A 21,012-nucleotide genomic window follows, 5' to 3' on the forward strand; every position below is an offset into this window, starting at 1 on the left:
GCGCAGATCCGCTCGCCGCGGTGCCCCGTTCCGGATCCGGAGCGGGGCACCGTTTTGTATCGCTACCTGCATTGTCGCCGGTCAGCGCCACTACCCCGAGGGGCGAAAAAGACAAAATACCCACGCCGGTACAATTGTCACGAACCGGAAACATTTCCGGATGGTAGTCAAGATCAAGTCATACGCTGAGGAACCAGCCCCACACCCTCTCGAAGGGACGGAAGAATGCGGAAAGCGATTCGCTCTCTGTTCGTCGCAAGCCTTGTCGCCGCGGCGGCCGCGTTCGGTTCCGGAGCCGCCGGCGCGGCACTCCCGGCATCCAATCTCCCAGCGGTCCAGGCGATCTCGCCGGGCCCCGGCCAGGTGGTCGGCATCGCAGCTCCGGTGACCGTGCAGTTCGCGGAAGCCGTCACCGATCGCGCCAAGGCCGAACGCTCGGTCGACGTGAAGGCCGAGAACTCCCTCGCGGGACAGTTCTCCTGGCTCGACGACCGGCAACTGGTGTGGACCCCCACGCGCTATCTACCCGTGTCCTCGCCGATCACGGTCTCGGCGGGACGTGACCACGTCAAGTTCCAGACCAATGGCGGCACCACGGCCGACGCGGACATGTCGAACCACACCTTCACGGTCTGGGTGAACGGCGTCGCCCGCACGATGCCCGCGTCCATGGGCAAGCCGGGCCGTGAGACCCCGGTCGGCACCTTCCCGGTGATGTCGCGCGAGCGTTCGGTCACCTTCGACTCGCGGACCATCGGCATCCCGCTCAACGATCCCGAGGGCTACCTGATCACCGGTGAGTTCGCCGAACGGCTGACCTCCGGCGGCGTGTACGTCCACTCCGCTCCCTGGTCGGTGGACTCGCAGGGCAACTCGAACGTCAGCCACGGCTGCATCAACCTCGCACCCGCGGACGCCGAGTGGTACTACGACAACGTCTCCGTCGGCGACCCCGTCACCACCCACTGGTGAGGCAGCACCTCTAGATACGAGTTCAGGGAGCGCTCGGCGCGGAATCGGACGGATTCCCGCACTGAGCGCTCCCTGATCTTCTGTCTGGGGATCAGCTTCTGCCTGGGATCAGCGGCCGGATTCGGCGGCCTGGACCACGTGGCGCATGAGCAGCGCGGTGGTGACCGGGCCGACGCCGCCGGGGACCGGGCTCAGGGCCGCGGCCTTGCCGGTGACCGAGTCGGCGTTCACGTCGCCGGTGATATTGCCGTTGTCGTCCTCGTTGGTGCCGACGTCGATGACGACCGCACCCTCACGAACATGGTCGGCGGTGATGAGGCCCGCGCGGCCGACCGCGGCGATCACGACATCCGCGGCCGAGGTGACCGCGGGCAGGTCGGTGGTGCGGGAGTGCGCGATGGTGACGGTCGCGTTCTCGGCCAGCAGCAGCTGCAACAGCGGCTTGCCGACCACGTTGGAGCGGCCGACGACCGCGACGTGACGGCCCTCCAGCGGCACCCGGTGGAACTTGGCCAGTTCCACGACCGCCTCGGAGGTAGCGGGCGGGAACCCCGGCAGTCCCGCGGCGAGCAGGCCCAGCGACAGCGGGCTCACGCCGTCGACGTCCTTGCCCGCGGCGATGGCGGAGCTGACGTCGTCGAGGCCGACGCCCTTGGGCAGCGGGGTCTGCAGCATGATCGCGTCGACCGAAGCGTCCCGGGAGAGCTCGGTGAGCTTGGCGCGAATCTCCTCGGCGGTGGCGTCGACACCGAGATCGATGTTCTCGCAGGTGATTCCATTGCGCTCGGCGGCGCGATTGAGCGACTTCACGTACCAGGCGCTGGCCGGGTCGTCGTTCGGGATCACGAGCGCCAGGCGCGGTGCGGCGCCCTGCTCGGCGAGGGCGGCGGCGCGCTGCTTGGTGTCGGCGTTGATGGCGGCGGCGAGTTCCTTGCCGATGAGCGAAGTCGTATCCACGGGTGCACAGCTTATCCGGCGCGGGGGCTGTCCCGTCCGCGTGAGTCCGTATCGCTCATACCCGTGTTCCTGATTGTTTGCCACACGCCGTCCGGCTTGTTTTGTCCCGCGTGTCCGAATTACTCGCCACGCGCCGGGCGCGTTCCCGGCGCCACGCCGGACCAAACTTGCGAAACCAGTTGGGCAAATACCCGACAACAGCCGTGGACAGTCGTATCGTGTCTCCATCCGGCACTGGGCCATCAACCAGCTAATTGAATAGCTCCGCTCGCAGACGCATGCGTGACACCCTCCGAAAGGTCGACAGCAGTGCAGATCGCCAGGCGTTTTCCCACCCTGCTCGCGGCGGCGGCCGCGACCATCGCCATCCTCGGCACCGGCACCGCGCACGCGGATCCCGCGGCGCTGTTCAACTCCGCGCAGGACAACTTCACCAGCGGCAACGAGGCGGCCGGCCTGGCCGACCTGCGCCAATTGCTCAGTGAGTCACCGGATGACGCGCAGGCGCTGGCCTTGCAGGCGATCTGGTCGGACTACGCCGGGGACATCATCACCCGTGAGCTGGCGATGAACCGCCTCAACGGCGTCGACGGGCGCCTCGCCGACGGCACCCGGAACCTGTTCCGCGCCATCGGCGCCGCCGTCGGCACCCTGCCCAACCCGATCCCGGCCATCGCGGGCCCGCAGACCGGCATCGCGGTGCTCGGCTACGGCCTGCTCCCCGACGGGACCATGCGCCCCGAACTGGTGAACCGCTTGCAGGCCGCATGGCTGCAGGCCATCGCCTCCCCCTTCTCCCCCATTCTGCTGACCGGCGGCAACCCACAGAACGGCGTCACCGAGGCGGCGGCCATGGAGGGCTGGCTGATCGGCCACGGCATCCCCGCCAACCGCATCCTCACCGACCATCGCGCCGGCTCCACCGTCCAGAACGCCCTGTTCGGCGTGCAGATGCTGCGCGACGCGGGCGCGACCAGCGCCATCGTGGTCACCTCCCCCAACCACATCCGCCGCGCGGTGGCCGACTTCATCGTCGCGGGCATGCCGGTGGTCGGAGCCACCACCTCCCTCGAGCAGCTCGTCTCCCAGCTGCCCCCGCCCGCCCGCAGCGGCCAGCGCGGCATCTACCTCGACACCACCCGCACCCTGCGCATCCCGACCGAACGCTGACCTTCGCGTCCGGACCCGCTCGCTCACCGCTCGGGTCCGGACGTGCACAATGACGCGGTGACAGCTCCCGACACCGACACCCTGGTCGCACGCCTGCGCGCGGCCGGTTGCGTCTTCGCCGAGGACGAGGCCGCGCTCCTGCTCGAAGCGGCCACCGACGCCGACCACCTGGAAGTGCTTGTCACCCAACGCATCACCGGATTCCCCCTCGAACATCTACTCGGCTGGGCCGAATTCCGCGGCCTCCGCGTAACCGTCGCCCCGGGCGTCTTCGTCCCCCGCCAACGCACCGGCTTCCTGGTCGAACAGGCCGTCGCCCTCACCCGCGCCCTCGGCCGGTTCGTGGTGGCGCTCGATATGTGCTGCGGCTGTGGCGCTTTGGGTTTGGCATTCACGAAAGAGCTGGCACAGCACGGGATCCGGGTCGAGCTGACGGCCACCGACATCGAGCCCGCCGCCATCGTCTGCGCACGCGAGAACCTCGCCCCGGTGGCCGCCCACGTCGTCGAAGGCGACCTGTTCGACGCGGTGCCCGCCAATCTTCGTGGCCGCGTGGACGTCCTACTGGCCAACACCCCCTACGTCCCCTCCGACCACATCCGCGACATGCCCCCGGAGGCCCGCGATCACGAGCCCCGCCGCGCCCTCGACGGAGGCGCGGACGGCCTGGACGTACTACGCCGCATCGCCGCCGTCGCGGCCGACTGGCTCGCACCCGGCGGGCATCTGCTCGTCGAGGAAAGCGAGGAGCAGGCGCCGGTCGCCGCCGAGATCATGCGCGCCCACCACCTCGCGGCCCGCATCGTCGACTGCGAGGACATGGGCGCGACCGTGGTAATCGGCACGCGACCAGCGAATTTCGCACCCGACGTCAGATGACCGAGCGGAACGCAAGTCCCTGCTCACCATTCGCGTCCTCGGGTTCGGCGTTATCTACCTCGCCCGCCACACGCGCACCCGCAATCACCTCGGCCAGGGTGGTCGTTAGGCTAGTGCTTCTGTGAATGACTGCGCAGCAAGGACATTCGGGTAGAACCGCCCCGCTTATCCGCGAATCGATCCGCGGAGGCTTTCGCGCATTCTCACTGTGCCCGCGAGCATCACGAAGCCACCACATCACGATGCTCCAGACCGGGGTTGCCACTGGTGCACACTGCACACCCGCCTGCCCGGCGCCCTATGTCGATACACCTCCTCGACCGTGGCCGCGGACCGAAGCGGGTGACGGTGCGGCACAAGAATGCCCGCACATGCCGATGAGCGGATATCAACCGGCGAACTTCGCGGCGGCTTGCGCGGTGACCGGGGTGAAGAGGTTGATCAGGTTGCCGTCGGGATCGCGAAACAGCAACGACCGGTTCCCCCACGGCATCGTCGTGGGCTCGTTGACGAAATCCTCGACCGTTTCTCGCAACCGCCGATTATCGGCATCGACGTCGGGGACCAGGAATTCGATGATCGCCGTATGATTGTCGGCTGGGTGCGCGCTGCCCGCGGCGAACAACGCCACGGTGCGGGTGCTTCCGATCGCGAGGGTGCCGGCCGGTGTGACGATTTCGGCGAAATCCGGTGTAGCCCAGTTCGCTTCGACGCCGGTCACGTGGTGATAGAAACTGACCAGCCGCTGGATGTCGTCAGTGATCAGACGGATCGAGACGAGCTTCATTGTGTGCTCCTGCTGTCGGATGAGGCGGAGGTTTCACCGCCGCACGCCACGGTAGACTCGATACCGGACAGTTTCCGCCCGGTATGGATGCGAGAATTTCCCGATGACGCGCCCCACCGCCCGAGTGCTGGCCCTGCTCGAGCTGTTGCAGACCGGCGGTACTCATACCGTCGGCGAACTCGCCGGACGGCTCGGCGTCGATGAACGCACCGTCAGGCGATACGTCACACATCTCACCGACCTGGATATCCCGGTCCGATCGGTGCGGGGCCGCTACGGCGGATACCGGCTCGCTCCCGGATACCGAATGCCACCGCTGATGCTGACCGACGACGAGGCGGTCGCCGTGTTACTCGGGCTCCTCACCAGCCGCGGCGCCGACCGGCCGACAGCGGCCGCCCGCGCAGCCGACAGCGCGACGGCCAAACTCCGCCGCGTCCTACCCCCACGTCTGACAGCCCGGCTGGACGCACTGATCAACACCGTCGAATTCACCGCCGACGCGCGCCCGGAAGTGGCTGTCGAGACCGCCGCCCTGCTCCGGCTCGCCGAGGCCACCCGCGAGCACCGACCGGTCGCAATCGGGTACACCGACCGACACGGGCGGTCCAGCCAACGGACCGTGCACCCCTACGGGCTCGTCGACCACTCCGGCCGGTGGTATCTGACCGGGCTGGACAGCGACAGCGACGAACTACGCCAGTTCCGGCTGGACCGCATCACCGCGGTGAGCACACAGCCCGGAACGTTCACTCCGCCCACCGAATTCGAGCCGGCCGCTCATCTGCTGTCCGCATTGGCCAACGCGCCCTATCGGCACGAGGTATCGGTCCGAGTCCAGGGCACACTCCCCCAGGTCCGCCCGCTGCTCCCTGCGACGATCGCGACCGTGCATGAGATCGACTCGCAGCCCGCTGACACCGACCCGTGGGTCCGGATCCGAATCCGCGCCGAACAACTCGACTGGATTCCCGCCCTGCTCGCCGGCCTGAACCGCCCGTTCATCATCGAGCACCCCGCCGCACTCAACGACGCCGTACGCGCCCTGGCCAGCCGACTCACCGCGGCCGCCGACGGCCGATACCCATAGGCAGCAGCCCGGACGCTCGGTAGTGCCGCATACCGCACCGGCCAGCGCCAAGCATCGGAAGATCAACGGGCAGAGCGCCGTACGACCGCCGGTAGTGCACGCTCATGCCGATTATCGAGTGGTGGACGCTGATCAGCTCTGGGATCATCGGGTCGACGTTCGACACAGTGCCGGTGGGAGGAAATCGCGGATGACCACAGCGCGGCGGTTCTGGATCGAATTCGACCCGCACGAGTGCGGCGACGCCCGGTTCTGGCGGGGTGTCGGTGTGACCGGCTTCGACGTGCGGGATTGCTTGTCGATGGTCGCCGATCTGTTCCCCGATGGTCTGTTACCACCCGTGCACCGAATTACCGTCGACGTCTCGCTGGCCGAGCCACTACCGGTGAATCGCCATTACCTCGGCGTTTCAGTGTGGCGCGGCGTCTGGCATCCACCCGTGAACCTCGGAATCGGGCCGACCCACGACATCGACCGACGGGGAGCACCCCGCGACTACCCGACGCCGGTCGCCGCATCACACCGCCGACTGCGGGCCAACGCGAATCCGCCCACGAAAACCACATGGTGGGACGAAATCCCGCATATCGACGGCCTGCGGTGGCCGCTGATGGACATGCACCGCCGCGCCGAGAGCGGCCGTGGAATGCGGAATTCCGCCTCGGCGCTGCGCCACGCCTGCGCCACGGATCCGACCTACGGGGACCTGGTGCGCGAAGCCCTCGACTTCATGATCTGGTGGCGGCCGACACCGGACGAATGGTTCGATCCGACCGAAACCAGGTTCACCGACCAGCGCGAACTCGACGAGTACCTGCTCGCCTTCCGTGACTACCTGTTCGGAATCCGCCCGAACCCGATCGACCCTCCCGGCGGCGAACTGCTCGCACCCGACGAGCGACTACGACTTCTCGGGATCGAATAAGGCCCTCTCAGGCACAGGACATCCTGTGATCGCAGCTGGGCGCGACCCGATCAGGGCAGCACGCGCGGCGGTACGGACGCTGTCGATCAGTCCTTTATTCGCCGGTAGGTGAGCAGGGATCTGAGCAGACCGCTGAACGCGTAGCTGGCAGCCCACACTGAAATCACAACGAGGACAACGAACATCGGTAGCCAGCTGCTCTTATGATGATCGACGCTCCACCAGACCACCGTGAACAGAATCGCGCAGATGAATAGCAGGATGTCGCGCAAGCCGCCGCGATAGGAGGCGGCCGCCCTGCGCAGTGGCCGGTATCGATTGACGGTCGCGACCAAGTCGTCGATGCGACCATCGATGCTCCGCTGCAGTGCGGCACGCCGCTCCACCTCCTCTGGAGGCATACGGTCCAGCAGTTCCATATCCTGCTTGATCGTTTTGCGGACATCCGGGCCCTTCAGATATCCCGCGGCCGCGCCGAGAGCCAATCCACCAGCGATGGGCGCGATCCCCACGGCAAGGTCAACCAATGCGGGCATGCTTCCGTCTCCTCAGCCACCCAGCAACATCGCGGCAAGTGCATTGCCCAGATCATATGCCCTGTCCCACGAATGAAGACCTTGGCCCCTACCAGACTCGGGCCGATTACGGCTACCCTTAGCTATCGGCCTTTTCCGAACGCCAGGGAAAGGACGTCGCTTCGGTCCAAGAACTACGGACCGGAGCCGCCAGGTCGACGGTCGTGCCAGTGCCTGGCGCCGGGCCATCAAATACAACGTCTGGTTCGGCAATCTGTTGTGTGGCCATCGCCCGCGATGCAGGACGATGACAACTGGTCGGGGTCGAGAACGAACAAAGCGCGTCATGGGCCGCATCCGAGGGCGGCGAAGCCCGCCACTCGATCACCAGCGAGCAGCGCGAGGGCAATCACCTGAGGTTGCCCGGCTGCACTGGACGCGCATCAAACCAGTCAGTCGATATCGAGGAACAGACATGTCCAGCACAATGATCAAACTCGTGGCCGCAACCGCAATTGCCTTGCCACTGGGCGTTATCGCAGCCCCGGCGGCTTCCGCCAGCCCCATCGCGACGGCACCCGCGAGTTCGACATCGATCGCGGTGACTCCTGTCGATGGATCAATTGCCCTCTGCTTCCCCCTGGGCAGTGTGGTCTGGTGCATCTGAGATCACGGTCTTCCATCTCTGTGGGAAGGGGCTGACAGGAAACTATGATGTCCCCGGCCCTTCCTGGGGCTGGGGGCTTCGATCCTTCAGCGGCCATTGAACGAGTGCAGTAGTGACCCGCCATCGTTGGCCTGACCCGATAACAGCACCACCATCCGCCGCAGCGTGACGGGTCAGCCGAAATTCGCGCGCCAGACCACGGACCCGCCGGTCCGTCCATGCGAGCGCTCGGCCCGACCTGGGGGGCCGAGCATGCCCGAAGCGCGCTGACCTGCACACTCAGCGAACACACTGTTTTGCCATATACCGCGAACCGGCCAGTGCGGGGCACTGCCGGCGGGAACCTGGTGCGGTACAGAACGCACGCTCATGCCGATGAGCGGCCGTAGAGCGGACGGCCGGGCGACAGGAGGCGGTCCGCGGTGTCGGCCAGACGCTGGTAGTCGGTACGGCGCTCGTCAACGATGAAATCGTTCGGACGCTCGCGTGCCAGGCGCGCGTAGCGGTCCTGGAACTCAGCCATCGCGTCGTCGAAGTTTCCCTCGATCTCGGCATGGATTCTGAGAACAGCCCGACCACCGGCTCGACCGATTGCAGCAGACACCAGTCGAAGCGGGCACGGTAGGGACGTCTGCGCCCGGACTCCGGGTCGACCGCCTCGAAGTCGATTCGGTTCCCGATCGAGCCAAGGTCGATGTCTTCATCGAACGGACCCAGGCCGGAGCCCAGAAACTCCTCCTTCGTGCACGACCAAGGGATCAAATCCTCAATCGAATCCAACCGCGGCACAGGCACTCCCGGCCTACGGAGCAGTCGATGGAAGAGATGACGAGGCCCCGTCGCCCTGAACTCGAACTGCATGCCAGGCCAGAACGGCAAATCCCACCGCGCCGAGCGAATCTCCCGCTCGCCGTAACGTTCGATGCCGTCCGAATCCGGTGCGCCCCAAGCAGTTACATACTCAGCGATCGTCGTGAAATTGTTCGTGGCGTCACCAAACCACCACCGCGCCTGCGCGACCGCAGTGTCGGCGCTGGTCGCACCGATTCGATCAAGCAGTCCCGCGGCCTGCGTCGGGGCGCTCTCGCACATCGGGTGAAGCATCGACAATTGGAAGTCATGCAGTGTCGTCACAGGCTCGCCGACCATCTTGCCCTCCCCATCGGCGCGATCGGAATCGAACATACCCGCTCACGGAAACAGGCTGTTCGAACCGATCGGGCTGGGGGGAATGCACGCTATTGCCGCATGTCCCGCTGCTCGGACCGGCCAGGCCGCGGCCGGCCGAACGCATCACCATGCCGATGACCGATCGATGATCGGGCGCCGAGACGCTGTGATCTTAGGATGGCCCCTGGGCCTGGGATGGCGGGTGCCATCGAGATCGATGAGGAGCCGGTTGTGTCGGACACGTTCGTTGTTGCCGCTCGAATTCCTATGGGGCGGCCCGAATTCGAGCAGTGGTTGGAGACGCCGGCGCCGGGGCCGGAGGCCATGGAGAATCACGGTGCGATGTATGACGGGTGGTTCTGGGAAGGGAAGACGCCGGATTGGCGGCAGGCCGAGCAGGGGGTCACGCCTCGGGAGTATTTCGCCGACTGTTTCGACGAGGACACCGGTGGACTGACTTATGTACTGAGGTATCGGGAGGCAGCGCTCGAGGCGTATCTGATGCACTTCGGGTTCTGTGAGTCGAACATCTATACCGCGCTGCTGATGCTCGCCGCGGCAGGGCGGTTGAGCTCGGCGGTGACGCCGAGCGTGGTGTTGTTCTGGGCCGAGACCAGCGGGGCGATGTTCGCGGCCGATTCCGACGCCTGGCTGGCGACTGTGTCGGTGGGCGTCGACGGGGCGCGCTTCGCAGCCGATATCGATCTCACGGAGACGGTCGCGCAGCTACGGACGGCGGAGGCGAGCTACTTCGATTTGCTCGTCCAGCTGGCCGAGGTGGAGGAATCGGTTGGCACCGAGGGCGAGTCCAGGTTCGCTGCGATCGCCCGCGATCCACGCTATGTGGACGCGGCGGTCCTCGTCGAGCGCTGAACGGGCCGCGGGGTCCTTGCATGACAGAAGGCCGGATCGGAGTATGTGCACAACCGGCAAACGCACCGACATCCCGAATGGCGCGCCGACAGACGATGCTCATGTTGTGAGCGACCTACCGCGACGCTGGGACCCGATGACTGCGGTTCCGCTCGATCCCCACAACTCCGTCTACCACGGTGACAAATGGGAGGACCGGCATTGGATGAACGTGCCAGGTCCCTTCTACACGGGGCAGACCGATACCTGTTGGACCGGAAGGCTTCACGCGCCGTGCAACGTGCTCTATGGCGGTGAGTATTACAACGAGTTCATCTATCGCCAGCCGAAGTCGCCGGCCGAAGTCGAATGCCTGCTGGAGGCAGCGGCCGCCGACCCATTCGATGGTTATGCCTGTGATGGGGATTCGCGGTGGACTCCTGCGGCCGTTCGTGCGTGGTGGAGTGGTCGTGCCAAGGTCGCCGAGCACCTTAGGGAGTTGCTTGCCGAGTACACGAAGCAGGACGCTCACGCCCAGGAACGCGAAGCGGCAGAGGGTGTTCGGACCTTCCTCACCTATCTGGCCACCGACCTCGAAACCGATCTGCGGGGGTATGTGTTCAGGTTGGAGAACGGTCGATACCCGGCCGCTGACGACCCGCTGCCGCACCTGTAGCAAGGCCCCTCCAGACATCCGCTTCTGGCACCCCTCTATGTCAAGACGCCGGTGTGGGTGTGGGGTTAGCCTGTTGGTTGGGTCCGGGATGTGGCTTGTCCGAAGGATCGGTGTGCGGGTTGGAGCCGGTCGCGCTGGAGTCAGGAGTCGTTCCCGATTGCCCTCCCGGGCCTGCCCATTCACGACACCGCTGATCAGCGATCATTCTGGCGTAGATCACGTTCGAGAGCCGTCGTTTGAGCGCGCGGACCGCTTCCATCGAGGTCTTTCCGCCCGCTCTGCGTCCGTCGTAGTAGAGCCGGCCCGGCGTGCGGTTGCGTAGTTGAACGATGGCCATGATGTGCAAGACCCTATTGATCTTGCGGTTGCCGGCGCGGGAAAGCCGGTGCCGCTGTTGATCACCCGAGGACGCGTCCAAGGGTGCGGTGCCGTTCCAGGACGCGAACCGGTCGCGGTCGCGGAACCGCCGAATATCGCCGGTATCAGCCAAAAGTCGTGCTGCCGAGGAAGGTCCGATCCCGAGCAGGTCCATCAGCGTGGAGCCGCGGTCGGTGACCAACTGCCGCAATTCCTTGTCCGCGGCTTTGGTTTTGTGGTCGATGGTTTCCAGGTCCTCGATCAATTCCACGACCAACCGCAGCCGGACCCGCGCGGCCGCGTCCGACGGCGTGATCTGAGCGATCAGCTCACGGGCCTGACGGGCCGACAGGAATGTCTTGGCGCCACCAGGAATCAGCTCCAGCAGCAACCGGTGCAGGCGGCAGACGGTTTCGGTGCGGGAACGCCCGAGCTCGTCGCGGCGGTCGGCGAGCATGCCCAACGCGACCAACTCCGGATCGGCCTCGACCCGGCGCAGATTCGGTGCATGCAAGGCGGCCAGGGCGACGGAGTGGGCGTCGACCGGGTCGGTTTTGCGGCCGTTGCCGGTGGCGAAGACACGGACCTGAGCGGAGAGTTTCGCGGGCACGTCGATCACGGTTTCCCCGTCGTGGACCAGGCGGTGCGCGAGGTGGCGACCGATGCCGTTGCAGCCTTCCACCGCCCAGATCCGGTCCGGGAATCGCCGTCCAGCAGTAAGCATTTCCGGATAGCCGGTGTTGTCAGTGGTGTATCTGCCGGTGGCCAGGACCTTGCCGGTCGGGTCGAGTGCTTCGATGGTGGCCGAGCGTTTGTGTGGGTCCATTCCGATGATGACAGTCATCGCCGTGCCTCCCGCGTCAACGAACCGAGTGGTGTCCGTGCGGGAGGGCACCGCTAGTTTGAGCATCGGGGCAGGCCCCTCTTCAGCCACTCCCTGCACGGTGACCGGTGGGAGGCAAGCCAGAAGAGAGCCACACCAATACCGATGGTGGGCAGCCGAATATAGGGAGCATCCCACCGGGCACCTGGATCAAATCCTGGCCGGGACCTGATCCTGACAGCAAGTGTCTAACTAGCCGTATGCCGCACTGACCGAACCAGCCGGCGCGGGGCGCCGCCGGCCGGAACCTGTTGCGATGCAGAAAGTCCGCTCATGCCGATGAGCGACCCCATGGCGAGGTCGGGCAGTCAACCGACAGCGCGAAATAGCCAAGGTGCCCGTGTCGTCTGGTCTCGTTATCGTGACGCCGTGGATTACAGCATGCGGATGTACCCTGTCGATCACGACGTATTGACGGCGACGATCGGGTCCACGAACACCGCGCTCTTCAACGCGATCGTCGCCGCTCCCACGAACCGCCGTCGGTTCAACCTCGATGAGGACAGGGAAGGCTCTCCATCACCCTCACCCAGGCGTTGCGGGCTGTCATTGATGGCGGGCCTTTTGGCGAGGAACATTCGATCGACTATCTGGAAGCTGTGGAGAACCTCTGCGTTCACCTCGGCGGTGAGTGCTTCGCTGATCCGACCTCCAACTTCGGTTGGACGTCCGCGGTCAATCACGCCTTTGACGAGTTGGGTCTAGATATCGAGATGTACGACATCGAGCGCCGCTACCCAGCGGTGCTCGGCCTGCCCGAGATCGACGACTGGGATGTCTTGGCGGGCGGTGGGTACTGGAGCAACGAAGACTGGGATGTCTTGGCGGGCGGTGGGATATCTGTGATCCCGCCGTCGTCGGCACCATCAACCCCGAGCTGTTCAAAGATGTCGAGCAGTACATCGGGCTAACTGGGAGGGCCACGGCGGCGGGCCGAGACATCGTCGCCATCTGGGGCGAGTAGCTGCGCCGATCCCCGTCGGCGAACGCACGCTCATGCCGCGATCCGCGCCCGGCGGCAACACAGGGCATCCATTCCGATCGTTACAGCTATCCGTCCGGGCACGGTAGTGTCGGCGATCGGGAGGGGGATCGATGACAGATACCGCTACTGATGTCCGGTGGGGTCCCGGCCGAATGGTAAGACAGGGCCGGTTTGTGATTGTGGCGGCGGCGCTCGTGGGGCTTCCATGGTTTGGAGTACATCGCCTCCACCAATGGCAGGAGCGTCAGGTCGAGTCGGTGCGAATTGCCGAAGCGGTGACGGTCGCCGGGTTTGAGCGGGTCGCGCTCGTCAATTGGGCACCGGGCGATGATCTGCCCGAGGGAATGGCGTATTTCGCTGGGCCACAGCCATATCCGGATCCAGTGGCGGGTGTATCGGTGCCCTCGATCCCGCTGCGATCCGCAAAAGGAAAGCAGGACGGTGTGGTCGGGGATATCCAGGTCGCGAGCGGGTCGCGCCCCGATCACTGTGGTGCTTCGGTGTACTTCAACCCGAGCCCGTGGTCGTACACCGTGGGCAAGCCGGAGGCACGAGCGGCACTGTCCGCCGCGCTCGGTGCCGGAAAGCTCCTCATTCTGGTCCACGTGCGAGGTTGCGGAGTATGACCGTCGAACAAGAGCGCATCGACCGCCGCCGCGCCCGGGCCAATACCTTCGCGGTCAGTTCGGTGGTGGTCGGTCTACTGGTAACGCTGTTCACCGCGGTGGTATCCCTGAGCGTGATGAGCAGCTACTCGAGTCTCATCTTCGGTGGCGGTGACTGGCATCGGATCACCACAGGTGCGTCGAAATCGGTACCGGCACAAGCGTGCCTATGGACGTCCTGGCTGATTGCCGGACTGATCTGTATGTACCTGGGCAGTCGCGCGGTTATGCGCGGTCGAAACTTCTTATGGGCGATCGTGATCGCACTGATTCTCTACGAGATCGGACTCGACGTGACCATCGAGATCGCCACCCATGGCATCGACGCAGCCTACGATCGACCTTGAGCGCAGCCGGACTTGATGTCACTCGAACAATTGTTGCGATGACCGCCTGAGACCACACCGAGTCGAGTGTGTCGGTGGCTACCGGCCACGCAGTCGAGTCGTTGCTCGAGCGGATCCGGATGGGCTGTGGGTCAGAGACGGGCAGGTCTCAGCGGCTCAATGACCTGGGCCTCGGAGCGCTCGCGCAGCTCGAGAAGCGCCTCGTCAAGGCTCGAGCCGAGCAGGTGGAGGGTGTTCATGCCGCGCGATTCCCACACCGGAAACTCCTCGTCGGCATTGCGGCTTGCGACGTCCCAGAGGAGAAGGTCGCCGTTTTCGCTCCAGCCGAAGACTTCGAGTCGTTCGGCGAGGTCCCAGCTACCGTCGGGCTCGATCATCCAGTCGAATTCCTCCTCTTCGCCGTCGCGGAAGACCGTGTGGAAGTGCTCGGTGAGGTTCGCTGCACGGGCCCGCCCGTCCGCGAAACCGGGTTGGACGGGCGGGTAGATGAGCCACAGGCCGAACGTGCGGGCCCAGCCGCAGGAGCGAACAAACTCGCGGTAGCTCTGGGGGTACCCACTGCCGTCCGGGAAACGGAACGAATCGAGTGCCTCGAAGTCAACATGCTCGAATGAGGGGGATGCAGGCGCGGGGACACTCATGACTCGATTATGGTCGGGTTGCTGGAGCCACCTTCACCTGTCGGGTCGACTCACTGGACAAAGTCCGGACCAACCTCCCTGGACATCACAACTAGCCATCGCTGTCCAGTGTGAGCACCGTTGGCTCCCCGAACGCACTCATCTGCCGCGGACCCGGGCGGTTGGGAGCAGCCACGGCGCCTGCAAGTGGACCCACCATCAGGCCGATGTACGGATGTCGAAATGCCAGCTGTTCAGCGCCATTCGGCTGTCGGGATGACCGGACCGATCGGTGGACAACCAGCCGAATTCCACATACGGTACAGAACGTGTCGTTTCGTAATAGTCACACCACGGATCCGGTACCTGAAGTGCGTACAGGAAGGCCCCGTGATGCGGCGCGTGAGGTTGAGATCCTCGCGTGTGTGCTGGAGCTGGTGGGTGAGGTCGGTTATGACGCGTTGACGTTCGAGGCGGTCGCGCGTCGTGCTCGGGCGTCGAAGGCGACGCTGTACCGGCGCTGGGAGACCAAGCGGGACATGGTGGTTGCCGCGGTCAAGGCCGGTCCCGCGGCCGGCACTTCCGCGGACCCGGTCGATACCGGTTCCTTGCGCGGAGACCTGATTACCTTGTGTGAACGGCTCGCCACCACGATGAATGCTGCCGACCCGACGATGAGCTTGATGCTGCTGCATGCGGGTCTGGAGGATCCCGACCTGTGTCGCCACATCGAAGAAGCGAGCGGCCCGACCGGCGCCAAGTTGCCAGCCTCGGTGATATCGGCTGCCATCACCCGGGGCGAGCTACCAGCCGGTGCTCAACCATTCCCTTTCGAGGAAATCACTGGGGCAGTGCTGCTTCTACGCAGGCTGAACGGGCTTCCCGCCGGAGCCGAGTATCTGGCACATCTGGTCGACGCGATTCTTGTCCCGGCTCTGCGAGCAAGCGCGAGTGCAGAACCTCCGCTACCCGCCATTTTCTCCTGACGACACGTCCAACCGATCGACGAAAGGTGCGCGCCCATGTCGGGCACGACAATCAACGACTTCGAATACCGCCATGTCCTGGGGGCGGACAGCGTCCATCTGAATGTCGCCGTCGGTGGTGACGGCCACCCCATCGTCCTGTTGCACGGCTTTCCGCAGACTCACCTCATGTGGCGGCATGTTGCCCGTGAACTGGCAGACCGCCACCGGGTGATCGTGCCTGATCTGCGTGGCTACGGTGCGAGCGACAAACCCGAAGAGGCGACGCCGGACACCTATTCGAAGCGGACCATGGCGCTCGACATCGTCAGTGTCGTGCGCGAACTCGGCTACGAACAGTTCAGCCTCATCGGCCATGACCGCGGAGCGCTGGTCGGGGTCCGAGCAGCGCTCGACCACCCGGACATGATCACCCACTTGGGGATTCTGGATGTGCTGCCGACCATGGATACCTGGGACGTGCTGCACGGTGTCGATGCCGCCGTCGCTTGGCACCTATATCTGATGGCACAACCAAAGGGCTTGCCCGAGCGGATGATCGAAGCCGTCGCCGAAGACTTCTTCAGCTCGTTCCTCGACGCCTGGGACCCCAGCGGAACCACCTTCCCACCCGAGGTCCGCCGACACTACATCGACAGCGCCACGCGCGCTGTGCCATCCATCGTCGCCGACTACCGGGCCACAGCCGGAATCGACTTGGAGATGGACCGAGCCGACCGCAAGGCAGGTGCCCAGTTGGCCATGCCTGTTGCAGTGATCTCCCAGGACTGGGGGGCACGTCTCGGATTCGACGCAGCCGCTCTCTGGCGGCAATGGGCTCCGACCGCCACCTACCAGCCGATCGACGCCGGCCACTTCATGGCCGAGGAAAAGCCAACGGACGTAACCGCCTTCATCCTGGACCTGGTACAACGCACACCCGCATGAACCGACAAGCTCGGAGGAAGTTTTCAACTCGACGTCCTGTAATGCCGCGACCGGCGCGGTTCGAAGCGGCCGGCACGGTCGTGCGGAAGATCAACCGGCCGAGCCGATCTGAGGTCGGCGAAACGTCCGCATCTGCCGATTGGCATGCCCGCTGATGCGGCCCCGTGGTCAGGCGGGTTGTTCGGCGGCAAGGAAAGGCATCATGACGTCGAGCAGTTCGTACGGTCTGTCCAGCGGGATGATGTGACCGCAATGCGGAATGACCTGTCCTACTAAGTTATCGGTGATGGGTCGGAGCTGCCGCTCGAGGGCGTCGCCGACGGGGTGGGCGCCGATCGCCAGGGTGGGTGTGGTGAGCCGGTTGGACGCTACGGCGTGAGCGATCTGGTGGGCGCTGGTCGGTAGTGCCCGGTAGTAGGAGAAGGCGCAACGTAAGGCGTCGACTCCGGTGTAGGAATCGATGAACGCGTCGTGGATATCTGCCCGCACGCCTCGGCCTCGAGTGCCGGTGGTGAGAAACCATTCGATATAACGTGCCTCGTGGCCGAGCAGGACCGTTTCGGCGAGACCGGGGACGGCGTGGAATCCGAACCACCATGGCGGACCCGCGGCGAGGAAGTCCTCGGCGCCGGGGAGGGCGCCCAGCAGGGCTTCCATGACCACCAGCCGTCGCACGCGGTCGGGGTGGCGCAAGGCGAGCAGGACCGCGACCGGGGTACCGGCATCGATCGCGATCACGGCCGCGGTGGGTTCGCCGAGGGCGTCGAGGATCCCGGCGATGTCGGCGGCCAGTGTGGCGGCGTCGTAGCCGTCCGGCGCACGGCTGGTGGCGCCGAACCCGCGCAGGTCCGGGGCGATGACCCGGTAATGCGTGGACAGCGGGCCGATGATCTCGCTCCACAGGCGCCAGGTGTGCGGAAAACCATGCAGCAGAACGACTGCGGGGCCAGAGCCGGCAATGGCGACATTGGCGCGGATGCCGTTGGTCTCGATCTGACGCAGCTCGACAGGGGCGGTTTGAAGCGGTGGCGTGTGGGTCACGGGACCTCCATACGGTTACCGTTGGTTACCAGGAAACGGTAGGTAACCTCCATTAGGCTGCCAAGAAGGCACTTCGGCTACAGGTGGTGAGGTCCAGGTGACTACTCGATCAGTGCACGCGAAGGCACCGGTTCGCGGTGATCTTTTCGATTCCCAATGCCCGACACGGCAATTGCTGGACCGCATCGGCACTAAATGGACGTCGATGGCAGTCAAGGTCCTCGCGCAGGCCGCCCCGGGTGAGGTGCGCTTCGCCGAGCTGCGGCGGCGAATGCCCGGCGTATCCCAGAAAATGCTGTCTGTGACCCTGCACAACCTGGTCCGCGACGGTCTGGTCACCCGTCGAGTGGAACCGACAGTGCCACCGCGCGTGCACTACCGGCTCACCGAACTGGGCTTGTCCCTGGAGATCCCATTAGCGGCGTTGCGCACCTGGGCCGAGGAGCATATGGCCGAGATCGACTACGCCAACACCGTCAACGACACGCAAGCCGACCCGACCGCCACCGAATAGCTCGCCAGCCAGGGCGAAACCAGCGGTGTCGCCCCTTCACCGCCTTGGGTGCTCGGAGTCAGGGCTGACCTGCGGCCTGTCGGGAGAGGGACAGCCGACGGTTTCCCTGGTCGATTTGGGTGACGACGACCGTGACCTCGTCCCCGATCTGGACGATATCCTCTGGAGCCGCCACCGGCGTCGATGTGAGGTCTCGAAGGTGAACCAGCCCTTCGACCCCTTCTGAGACTTGGACGAAAACGCCGAACGGCACCAGCTTGGTGACGTGTCCGTGTATTTCTTGGCCCACGACGGTGCACGCGGCGAAGGCGTGGAAGGGATCGGGCTGTGTTGCGCGCAGGGAAAGCCTGGCTTCTGCGTTCCATTCGTCGAATTGGAGGAACTCACCTGAAACGCGCTGCCCAACATGAACAATATCGGAAGCCGCGTCGAAGCGTCGCCAGGACAGCTCTGGGATCGAGATGAACCCGACGCCCGGGTAGAGAGGATGCTCGGGACCATCGTCCAAGGCAACGAAGACGCCGAAGCGCTCTATCGCCGTGACAGTGCCGGAGAGAATCTCGCCGCCCCGCAATGATTCCAGGAACGCCCAGAGTTCCGGGCTCTCGGCTCGCCAGTCCATGCCGTCCAGCCTGACATGACGCGCTCCGACCTCTCAACTGATCATCCGGCCGTGCCGCCCCATGGGCCGACCGAACGCACTGACATGCCGAGTTGAGGGCGTTCGATCCGGCCGCCGACAGCATCAGGGTGTCTCGTGAGCGTTCGTTCGCGAGACGCAAGGTGTGGGCTGTCCGGAACCCTAGTGCGATGTGGAACCTTGGAACCGCGCTTCGATCCGCATTGCGGAGAGAGCCGGTTTCGAAGGCGAAGGGCTCCTCAGATCGTGGCAGAAGGTCGGCAATCGACGCCGCGACATGTTCATGTACGCGCGCCTGGCAACGGGACCTCGCCGAGGCGGATCGGGTTTGCGCCGGTTAGACCACGGTTAGACCTCAATGACCGGTTGCCGACGGTCGCGGGTGATCGTGAACCGATTTCACTGCTGGCACAGTGTTCGAAAGGCCCCGGCGGTGCCTGGGTACTCGCCTCGTGGTCGACCTCCACGGCCTCGCTTGTAAAATTAGTCGATACTATGCTTGATCTGCGTTTGTACGCACAGCCAGTGGATAAATCCGCTCGAAAACATCTGATGAATCGCTCACCTCTCTATGAGAGGACCGTCCGATGGGTTTTGCAGAGATGCGCCGGTTCCGGCGTGATCCGTTGGGTTTCCTCGAGAATCTGCGCCGGACCAGCCCGGTAGAGGTGTTCGGGCTGCCGTGGGGCGGGTGGTGTGTCGGCGATACGAGTCTGGCGCTGACGGTGTTGAGTGACCGTGCTTTCAATACGGGGAAGTCCGGGTTCTTCGGTTCTATGCTGCCTTCGCGGTCTGCTCAGGTCGATTTCGGCCGCGCGGTGCGCGCGATTCTGCGGACGCGTACGCCCGAGTATCGCGAGTCCCTGGCGGCGGCGGTGATCGAAATGCCCTCCGTCACCCGCTGGCCCGCAGCGGGGGTCGAGCTGATGTATCGGTGCACCGCGGACGTGTTGCTGCACCCCGATGGTTCTCCCGAGTTGCGGCAGTTACTGGAGCGAAATGCACGCGTGGGCGCGCTTCGCCCGGCCCGAATGGCGCAGCGGGCGCGGGCGCAGCTGCTGCGCGCCAAGCTGTCCACCGCGCTGAACGAGCAGATCCGGGACCGGCGCAGCGCCACCGGCCGCACTGCGGAAGCCGAACCACGGGATCTGCTCGATGCCGTGATCGGTGCCTGTCCCGACAGCGTCGCCGATACAACGGTGGCGCAGCTGTATGTGCTGATGTTCCGGTCCATTGTGGGACCGCTGGGCTACTCGCTCGCGTGGTCGGTGCTGCTGGGCAGTCTCCACTCTCCCGGCTCACCATGGCCTTGGCCCGTCGACTGGGTGGTACGTGAGGCCCTGCGGCACCGGCCAGTCTCCTGGATGGTCAGCCGTCCCGTTCCCTATCCCGGCGAGTTCGGGGGGATCGCCTTCCAGACCGGCGACCTGCTGTCCATCAGCCCCTATCTGCTCCATCACGACAACAAACACTGGACCAGACCAGAGGCATTCCAACCCGACCGCTGGATTCGACCGAGCGAACACGGCCCATTTGTGCCCTTCAGTTCCGGCCCCTTCACCTGCGCCGGCGCCGCGGTCGCCCACGATCTGGTCACCGATGCAGCCACCACCCTCATCGAGAACACCTCTCTGCGCGTCATCGGCGGCGGTGATACCCGCCCGATCGTGACCAATGCCGCGACCCCCAGGCCGTTCACCCTGCGGCGTACCCCACGAGCCCTATCCGCGCCCGACCGAGCCCCAGGAAGGAGGTGACATCATGATCAAGGCATTGCGGTTCATCATCACCAACAAGCCGACCCGTTCCTGGAACCCCGCTGAATACGGATGATTCTGCTACCGGCTGGATGGCTCGACCAACGCCAACCAGCTCTCGGTCATCGGTGGCGCCCCCGATGACATCGCGTTTCCACCGGGGGCTTTGGAGTGAACGAAACGTCCCGAGATCCCCAACCTGTATCTGCATGGCGGGGATTCGGGGCACCGTTCGGCTGGGGTGATCGCACCCGCGTGCGGACGTGTCGCAGCAGCGGGTCCGGTCCGGCGAACGCGGTCTTGAACACATCACCGCGAAAGTGTCTCGCGTCAAGGAGTTGGCAGGATCTCGATGGCCATGAGGTTTACGCCCCCTCTGGACGTCCGTGCTGGACGCACCATAATGCCGAATACCGCGCTGACGAACCGGCCGGCGCGGGGCGCCGGGACTCGGTGCGGTGCAGAACGCACGCTCGTGCCGGTGAGCGAGCGATCTCCGCCGATCAGTGGTGCTGGTCGGCGCGGCCTGTCCTCGCTTGGCACATTGGTCGATTCATCCCCGAGTCGGAACGTGGCGGCGAAGGATCGACCGGTGGGAATTCTCGGGGCGGGTGCGGAGAGGGTCCCTTT

At 65.2% G+C, this 21,012-nt stretch carries 22 protein-coding genes; 14 read left to right on the forward strand and 8 right to left on the reverse strand.

What is annotated here, in order from left to right:
• The first annotated feature begins 225 nt into the window (after positions 1 to 225).
• The gene (locus ACQPYY_RS19555) at positions 226 to 972 is read left to right on the forward strand and encodes a L,D-transpeptidase (RefSeq protein WP_379107717.1); all 747 of its coding nucleotides are present in this window, start codon (positions 226 to 228) and stop codon (positions 970 to 972) included.
• Between the two features lie 108 nt (positions 973 to 1,080).
• Here the strand turns inward: ACQPYY_RS19555 and ACQPYY_RS19560 are convergent, their stop codons facing one another.
• Entirely contained in the window at positions 1,081 to 1,929 is an 849-nt protein-coding gene (locus ACQPYY_RS19560; RefSeq protein ID WP_433590462.1) for a bifunctional 5,10-methylenetetrahydrofolate dehydrogenase/5,10-methenyltetrahydrofolate cyclohydrolase, read from the reverse strand.
• A gap of 309 nt (positions 1,930 to 2,238) precedes the next feature.
• Here ACQPYY_RS19560 and ACQPYY_RS19565 point away from each other — a divergent pair, with 309 nt between their 5' ends.
• Both ACQPYY_RS19565 and ACQPYY_RS19570 read left to right on the forward strand, forming a co-directional pair.
• Complete coding sequence (locus ACQPYY_RS19565; protein WP_433590463.1) at positions 2,239 to 3,099, forward strand: YdcF family protein; 861 nt, start codon at positions 2,239 to 2,241, stop codon at positions 3,097 to 3,099.
• A gap of 57 nt (positions 3,100 to 3,156) precedes the next feature.
• Complete coding sequence (locus ACQPYY_RS19570; RefSeq protein WP_433590464.1) at positions 3,157 to 3,978, forward strand: putative protein N(5)-glutamine methyltransferase; 822 nt, start codon at positions 3,157 to 3,159, stop codon at positions 3,976 to 3,978.
• Positions 3,979 to 4,366: 388 nt separating this feature from the next.
• Here the strand turns inward: ACQPYY_RS19570 and ACQPYY_RS19575 are convergent, their stop codons facing one another.
• Positions 4,367 to 4,765, reverse strand: a complete 399-nt coding sequence (locus tag ACQPYY_RS19575; protein ID WP_433590465.1) for a VOC family protein — start codon at positions 4,763 to 4,765, stop codon at positions 4,367 to 4,369.
• 103 nt (positions 4,766 to 4,868) lie between these two features.
• Between ACQPYY_RS19575 and ACQPYY_RS19580 the strand changes: the two genes are divergently transcribed.
• Both ACQPYY_RS19580 and ACQPYY_RS19585 read left to right on the forward strand, forming a co-directional pair.
• Positions 4,869 to 5,855 carry a helix-turn-helix transcriptional regulator gene (locus ACQPYY_RS19580; RefSeq protein WP_433590466.1) on the forward strand — a complete coding sequence of 329 codons (987 nt, stop codon included), beginning with the start codon at positions 4,869 to 4,871 and terminating at the stop codon, positions 5,853 to 5,855.
• A gap of 190 nt (positions 5,856 to 6,045) precedes the next feature.
• Positions 6,046 to 6,780, forward strand: coding sequence for a hypothetical protein (locus tag ACQPYY_RS19585; protein ID WP_433590467.1), 735 nt, complete (start codon positions 6,046 to 6,048; stop codon positions 6,778 to 6,780).
• An 86-nt stretch (positions 6,781 to 6,866) separates the two neighbouring features.
• On the opposite strand, the gene ACQPYY_RS19590 is transcribed toward ACQPYY_RS19585, so the two are convergent.
• Both ACQPYY_RS19590 and ACQPYY_RS19595 read right to left on the reverse strand, forming a co-directional pair.
• Positions 6,867 to 7,316 (reverse strand): hypothetical protein, encoded by a 450-nt coding sequence (locus ACQPYY_RS19590; protein WP_433590468.1) that lies wholly within the window; start codon positions 7,314 to 7,316, stop codon positions 6,867 to 6,869.
• A 1,013-nt stretch (positions 7,317 to 8,329) separates the two neighbouring features.
• Positions 8,330 to 8,566, reverse strand: coding sequence for a hypothetical protein (locus tag ACQPYY_RS19595; protein ID WP_433590469.1), 237 nt, complete (start codon positions 8,564 to 8,566; stop codon positions 8,330 to 8,332).
• Between the two features lie 797 nt (positions 8,567 to 9,363).
• On the opposite strand from ACQPYY_RS19595, the gene ACQPYY_RS19600 reads away from it, so the two are divergent.
• Both ACQPYY_RS19600 and ACQPYY_RS19605 read left to right on the forward strand, forming a co-directional pair.
• Positions 9,364 to 10,005 carry a hypothetical protein gene (locus ACQPYY_RS19600; RefSeq protein WP_433590470.1) on the forward strand — a complete coding sequence of 214 codons (642 nt, stop codon included), beginning with the start codon at positions 9,364 to 9,366 and terminating at the stop codon, positions 10,003 to 10,005.
• Positions 10,006 to 10,141: 136 nt separating this feature from the next.
• Complete coding sequence (locus ACQPYY_RS19605; protein WP_433590471.1) at positions 10,142 to 10,660, forward strand: ferredoxin; 519 nt, start codon at positions 10,142 to 10,144, stop codon at positions 10,658 to 10,660.
• Positions 10,661 to 10,700: 40 nt separating this feature from the next.
• On the opposite strand, the gene ACQPYY_RS19610 is transcribed toward ACQPYY_RS19605, so the two are convergent.
• Positions 10,701 to 11,861 carry an IS110 family transposase gene (locus ACQPYY_RS19610; RefSeq protein WP_433590472.1) on the reverse strand — a complete coding sequence of 387 codons (1,161 nt, stop codon included), beginning with the start codon at positions 11,859 to 11,861 and terminating at the stop codon, positions 10,701 to 10,703.
• Between the two features lie 557 nt (positions 11,862 to 12,418).
• Here ACQPYY_RS19610 and ACQPYY_RS19615 point away from each other — a divergent pair.
• The 3 genes from ACQPYY_RS19615 to ACQPYY_RS19625 all read left to right on the forward strand — a co-directional run bounded on the left by ACQPYY_RS19615 (position 12,419) and on the right by ACQPYY_RS19625 (position 13,897).
• The gene (locus tag ACQPYY_RS19615) at positions 12,419 to 12,811 is read left to right on the forward strand and encodes a DUF7691 family protein (protein WP_433594685.1); all 393 of its coding nucleotides are present in this window, start codon (positions 12,419 to 12,421) and stop codon (positions 12,809 to 12,811) included.
• A gap of 331 nt (positions 12,812 to 13,142) precedes the next feature.
• Positions 13,143 to 13,511 (forward strand): hypothetical protein, encoded by a 369-nt coding sequence (locus ACQPYY_RS19620; RefSeq protein WP_433590473.1) that lies wholly within the window; start codon positions 13,143 to 13,145, stop codon positions 13,509 to 13,511.
• Positions 13,508 to 13,897: a hypothetical protein gene (locus ACQPYY_RS19625; RefSeq protein WP_433590474.1), complete on the forward strand. Its 390-nt coding sequence runs from the start codon at positions 13,508 to 13,510 to the stop codon at positions 13,895 to 13,897. Before ACQPYY_RS19620 ends, ACQPYY_RS19625 begins: the two co-directional genes overlap by 4 nt.
• A 131-nt stretch (positions 13,898 to 14,028) precedes the next feature.
• Here the strand turns inward: ACQPYY_RS19625 and ACQPYY_RS19630 are convergent, their stop codons facing one another.
• Positions 14,029 to 14,538, reverse strand: a complete 510-nt coding sequence (locus ACQPYY_RS19630) for a hypothetical protein (protein ID WP_433590475.1) — start codon at positions 14,536 to 14,538, stop codon at positions 14,029 to 14,031.
• A gap of 404 nt (positions 14,539 to 14,942) precedes the next feature.
• Between ACQPYY_RS19630 and ACQPYY_RS19635 the strand changes: the two genes are divergently transcribed.
• Positions 14,943 to 15,503: a TetR/AcrR family transcriptional regulator gene (locus ACQPYY_RS19635; protein ID WP_433590476.1), complete on the forward strand. Its 561-nt coding sequence runs from the start codon at positions 14,943 to 14,945 to the stop codon at positions 15,501 to 15,503.
• 36 nt (positions 15,504 to 15,539) lie between these two features.
• Positions 15,540 to 16,430, forward strand: coding sequence for an alpha/beta fold hydrolase (locus ACQPYY_RS19640; RefSeq protein WP_433590477.1), 891 nt, complete (start codon positions 15,540 to 15,542; stop codon positions 16,428 to 16,430).
• A gap of 168 nt (positions 16,431 to 16,598) precedes the next feature.
• Here the strand turns inward: ACQPYY_RS19640 and ACQPYY_RS19645 are convergent, their stop codons facing one another.
• The gene (locus ACQPYY_RS19645) at positions 16,599 to 17,471 is read right to left on the reverse strand and encodes an alpha/beta fold hydrolase (RefSeq protein ID WP_433590478.1); all 873 of its coding nucleotides are present in this window, start codon (positions 17,469 to 17,471) and stop codon (positions 16,599 to 16,601) included.
• A 112-nt stretch (positions 17,472 to 17,583) separates the two neighbouring features.
• Between ACQPYY_RS19645 and ACQPYY_RS19650 the strand changes: the two genes are divergently transcribed.
• A complete protein-coding gene (locus ACQPYY_RS19650) occupies positions 17,584 to 17,985 on the forward strand; it encodes a winged helix-turn-helix transcriptional regulator (RefSeq protein WP_433590479.1) in 402 nt (133 codons plus the stop codon).
• 58 nt (positions 17,986 to 18,043) lie between these two features.
• Here ACQPYY_RS19650 and ACQPYY_RS19655 read toward each other — a convergent pair whose 3' ends face one another.
• Positions 18,044 to 18,607 (reverse strand): S1 RNA-binding domain-containing protein, encoded by a 564-nt coding sequence (locus tag ACQPYY_RS19655; protein ID WP_433590480.1) that lies wholly within the window; start codon positions 18,605 to 18,607, stop codon positions 18,044 to 18,046.
• 605 nt (positions 18,608 to 19,212) lie between these two features.
• Between ACQPYY_RS19655 and ACQPYY_RS19660 the strand changes: the two genes are divergently transcribed.
• On the forward strand, positions 19,213 to 20,382 hold the full coding sequence (locus tag ACQPYY_RS19660) for a cytochrome P450 (protein WP_433590481.1): 1,170 nt from the start codon (positions 19,213 to 19,215) through the stop codon (positions 20,380 to 20,382).
• Positions 20,383 to 21,012: the final 630 nt, after the last annotated feature.

Origin of the sequence: Nocardia sp. CA-145437, from assembly GCF_050956485.1 — a bacterium.
Taxonomy (GTDB): Bacteria; Actinomycetota; Actinomycetes; order Mycobacteriales; family Mycobacteriaceae; genus Nocardia.

Excerpts from the sequence above, each read along its gene's own strand:
- ACQPYY_RS19555 (WP_379107717.1), top strand. The coding sequence starts at position 226 with ATGCGGAAAGCGATTCGCTCTCTGTTCGTCGCAAGCCTTGTCGCCGCG.
- ACQPYY_RS19575 (WP_433590465.1), bottom strand. The coding sequence starts at position 4,765 with ATGAAGCTCGTCTCGATCCGTCTGATCACTGACGACATCCAGCGGCTG.
- ACQPYY_RS19580 (WP_433590466.1), top strand. The coding sequence starts at position 4,869 with ATGACGCGCCCCACCGCCCGAGTGCTGGCCCTGCTCGAGCTGTTGCAG.
- ACQPYY_RS19585 (WP_433590467.1), top strand. The coding sequence starts at position 6,046 with ATGACCACAGCGCGGCGGTTCTGGATCGAATTCGACCCGCACGAGTGC.
- ACQPYY_RS19590 (WP_433590468.1), bottom strand. The coding sequence starts at position 7,316 with ATGCCCGCATTGGTTGACCTTGCCGTGGGGATCGCGCCCATCGCTGGT.
- ACQPYY_RS19605 (WP_433590471.1), top strand. The coding sequence starts at position 10,142 with ATGACTGCGGTTCCGCTCGATCCCCACAACTCCGTCTACCACGGTGAC.
- ACQPYY_RS19610 (WP_433590472.1), bottom strand. The coding sequence starts at position 11,861 with ATGACTGTCATCATCGGAATGGACCCACACAAACGCTCGGCCACCATC.
- ACQPYY_RS19625 (WP_433590474.1), top strand. The coding sequence starts at position 13,508 with ATGACCGTCGAACAAGAGCGCATCGACCGCCGCCGCGCCCGGGCCAAT.
- ACQPYY_RS19630 (WP_433590475.1), bottom strand. The coding sequence starts at position 14,538 with ATGAGTGTCCCCGCGCCTGCATCCCCCTCATTCGAGCATGTTGACTTC.
- ACQPYY_RS19640 (WP_433590477.1), top strand. The coding sequence starts at position 15,540 with ATGTCGGGCACGACAATCAACGACTTCGAATACCGCCATGTCCTGGGG.
- ACQPYY_RS19655 (WP_433590480.1), bottom strand. The coding sequence starts at position 18,607 with ATGGACTGGCGAGCCGAGAGCCCGGAACTCTGGGCGTTCCTGGAATCA.
- ACQPYY_RS19660 (WP_433590481.1), top strand. The coding sequence starts at position 19,213 with ATGGGTTTTGCAGAGATGCGCCGGTTCCGGCGTGATCCGTTGGGTTTC.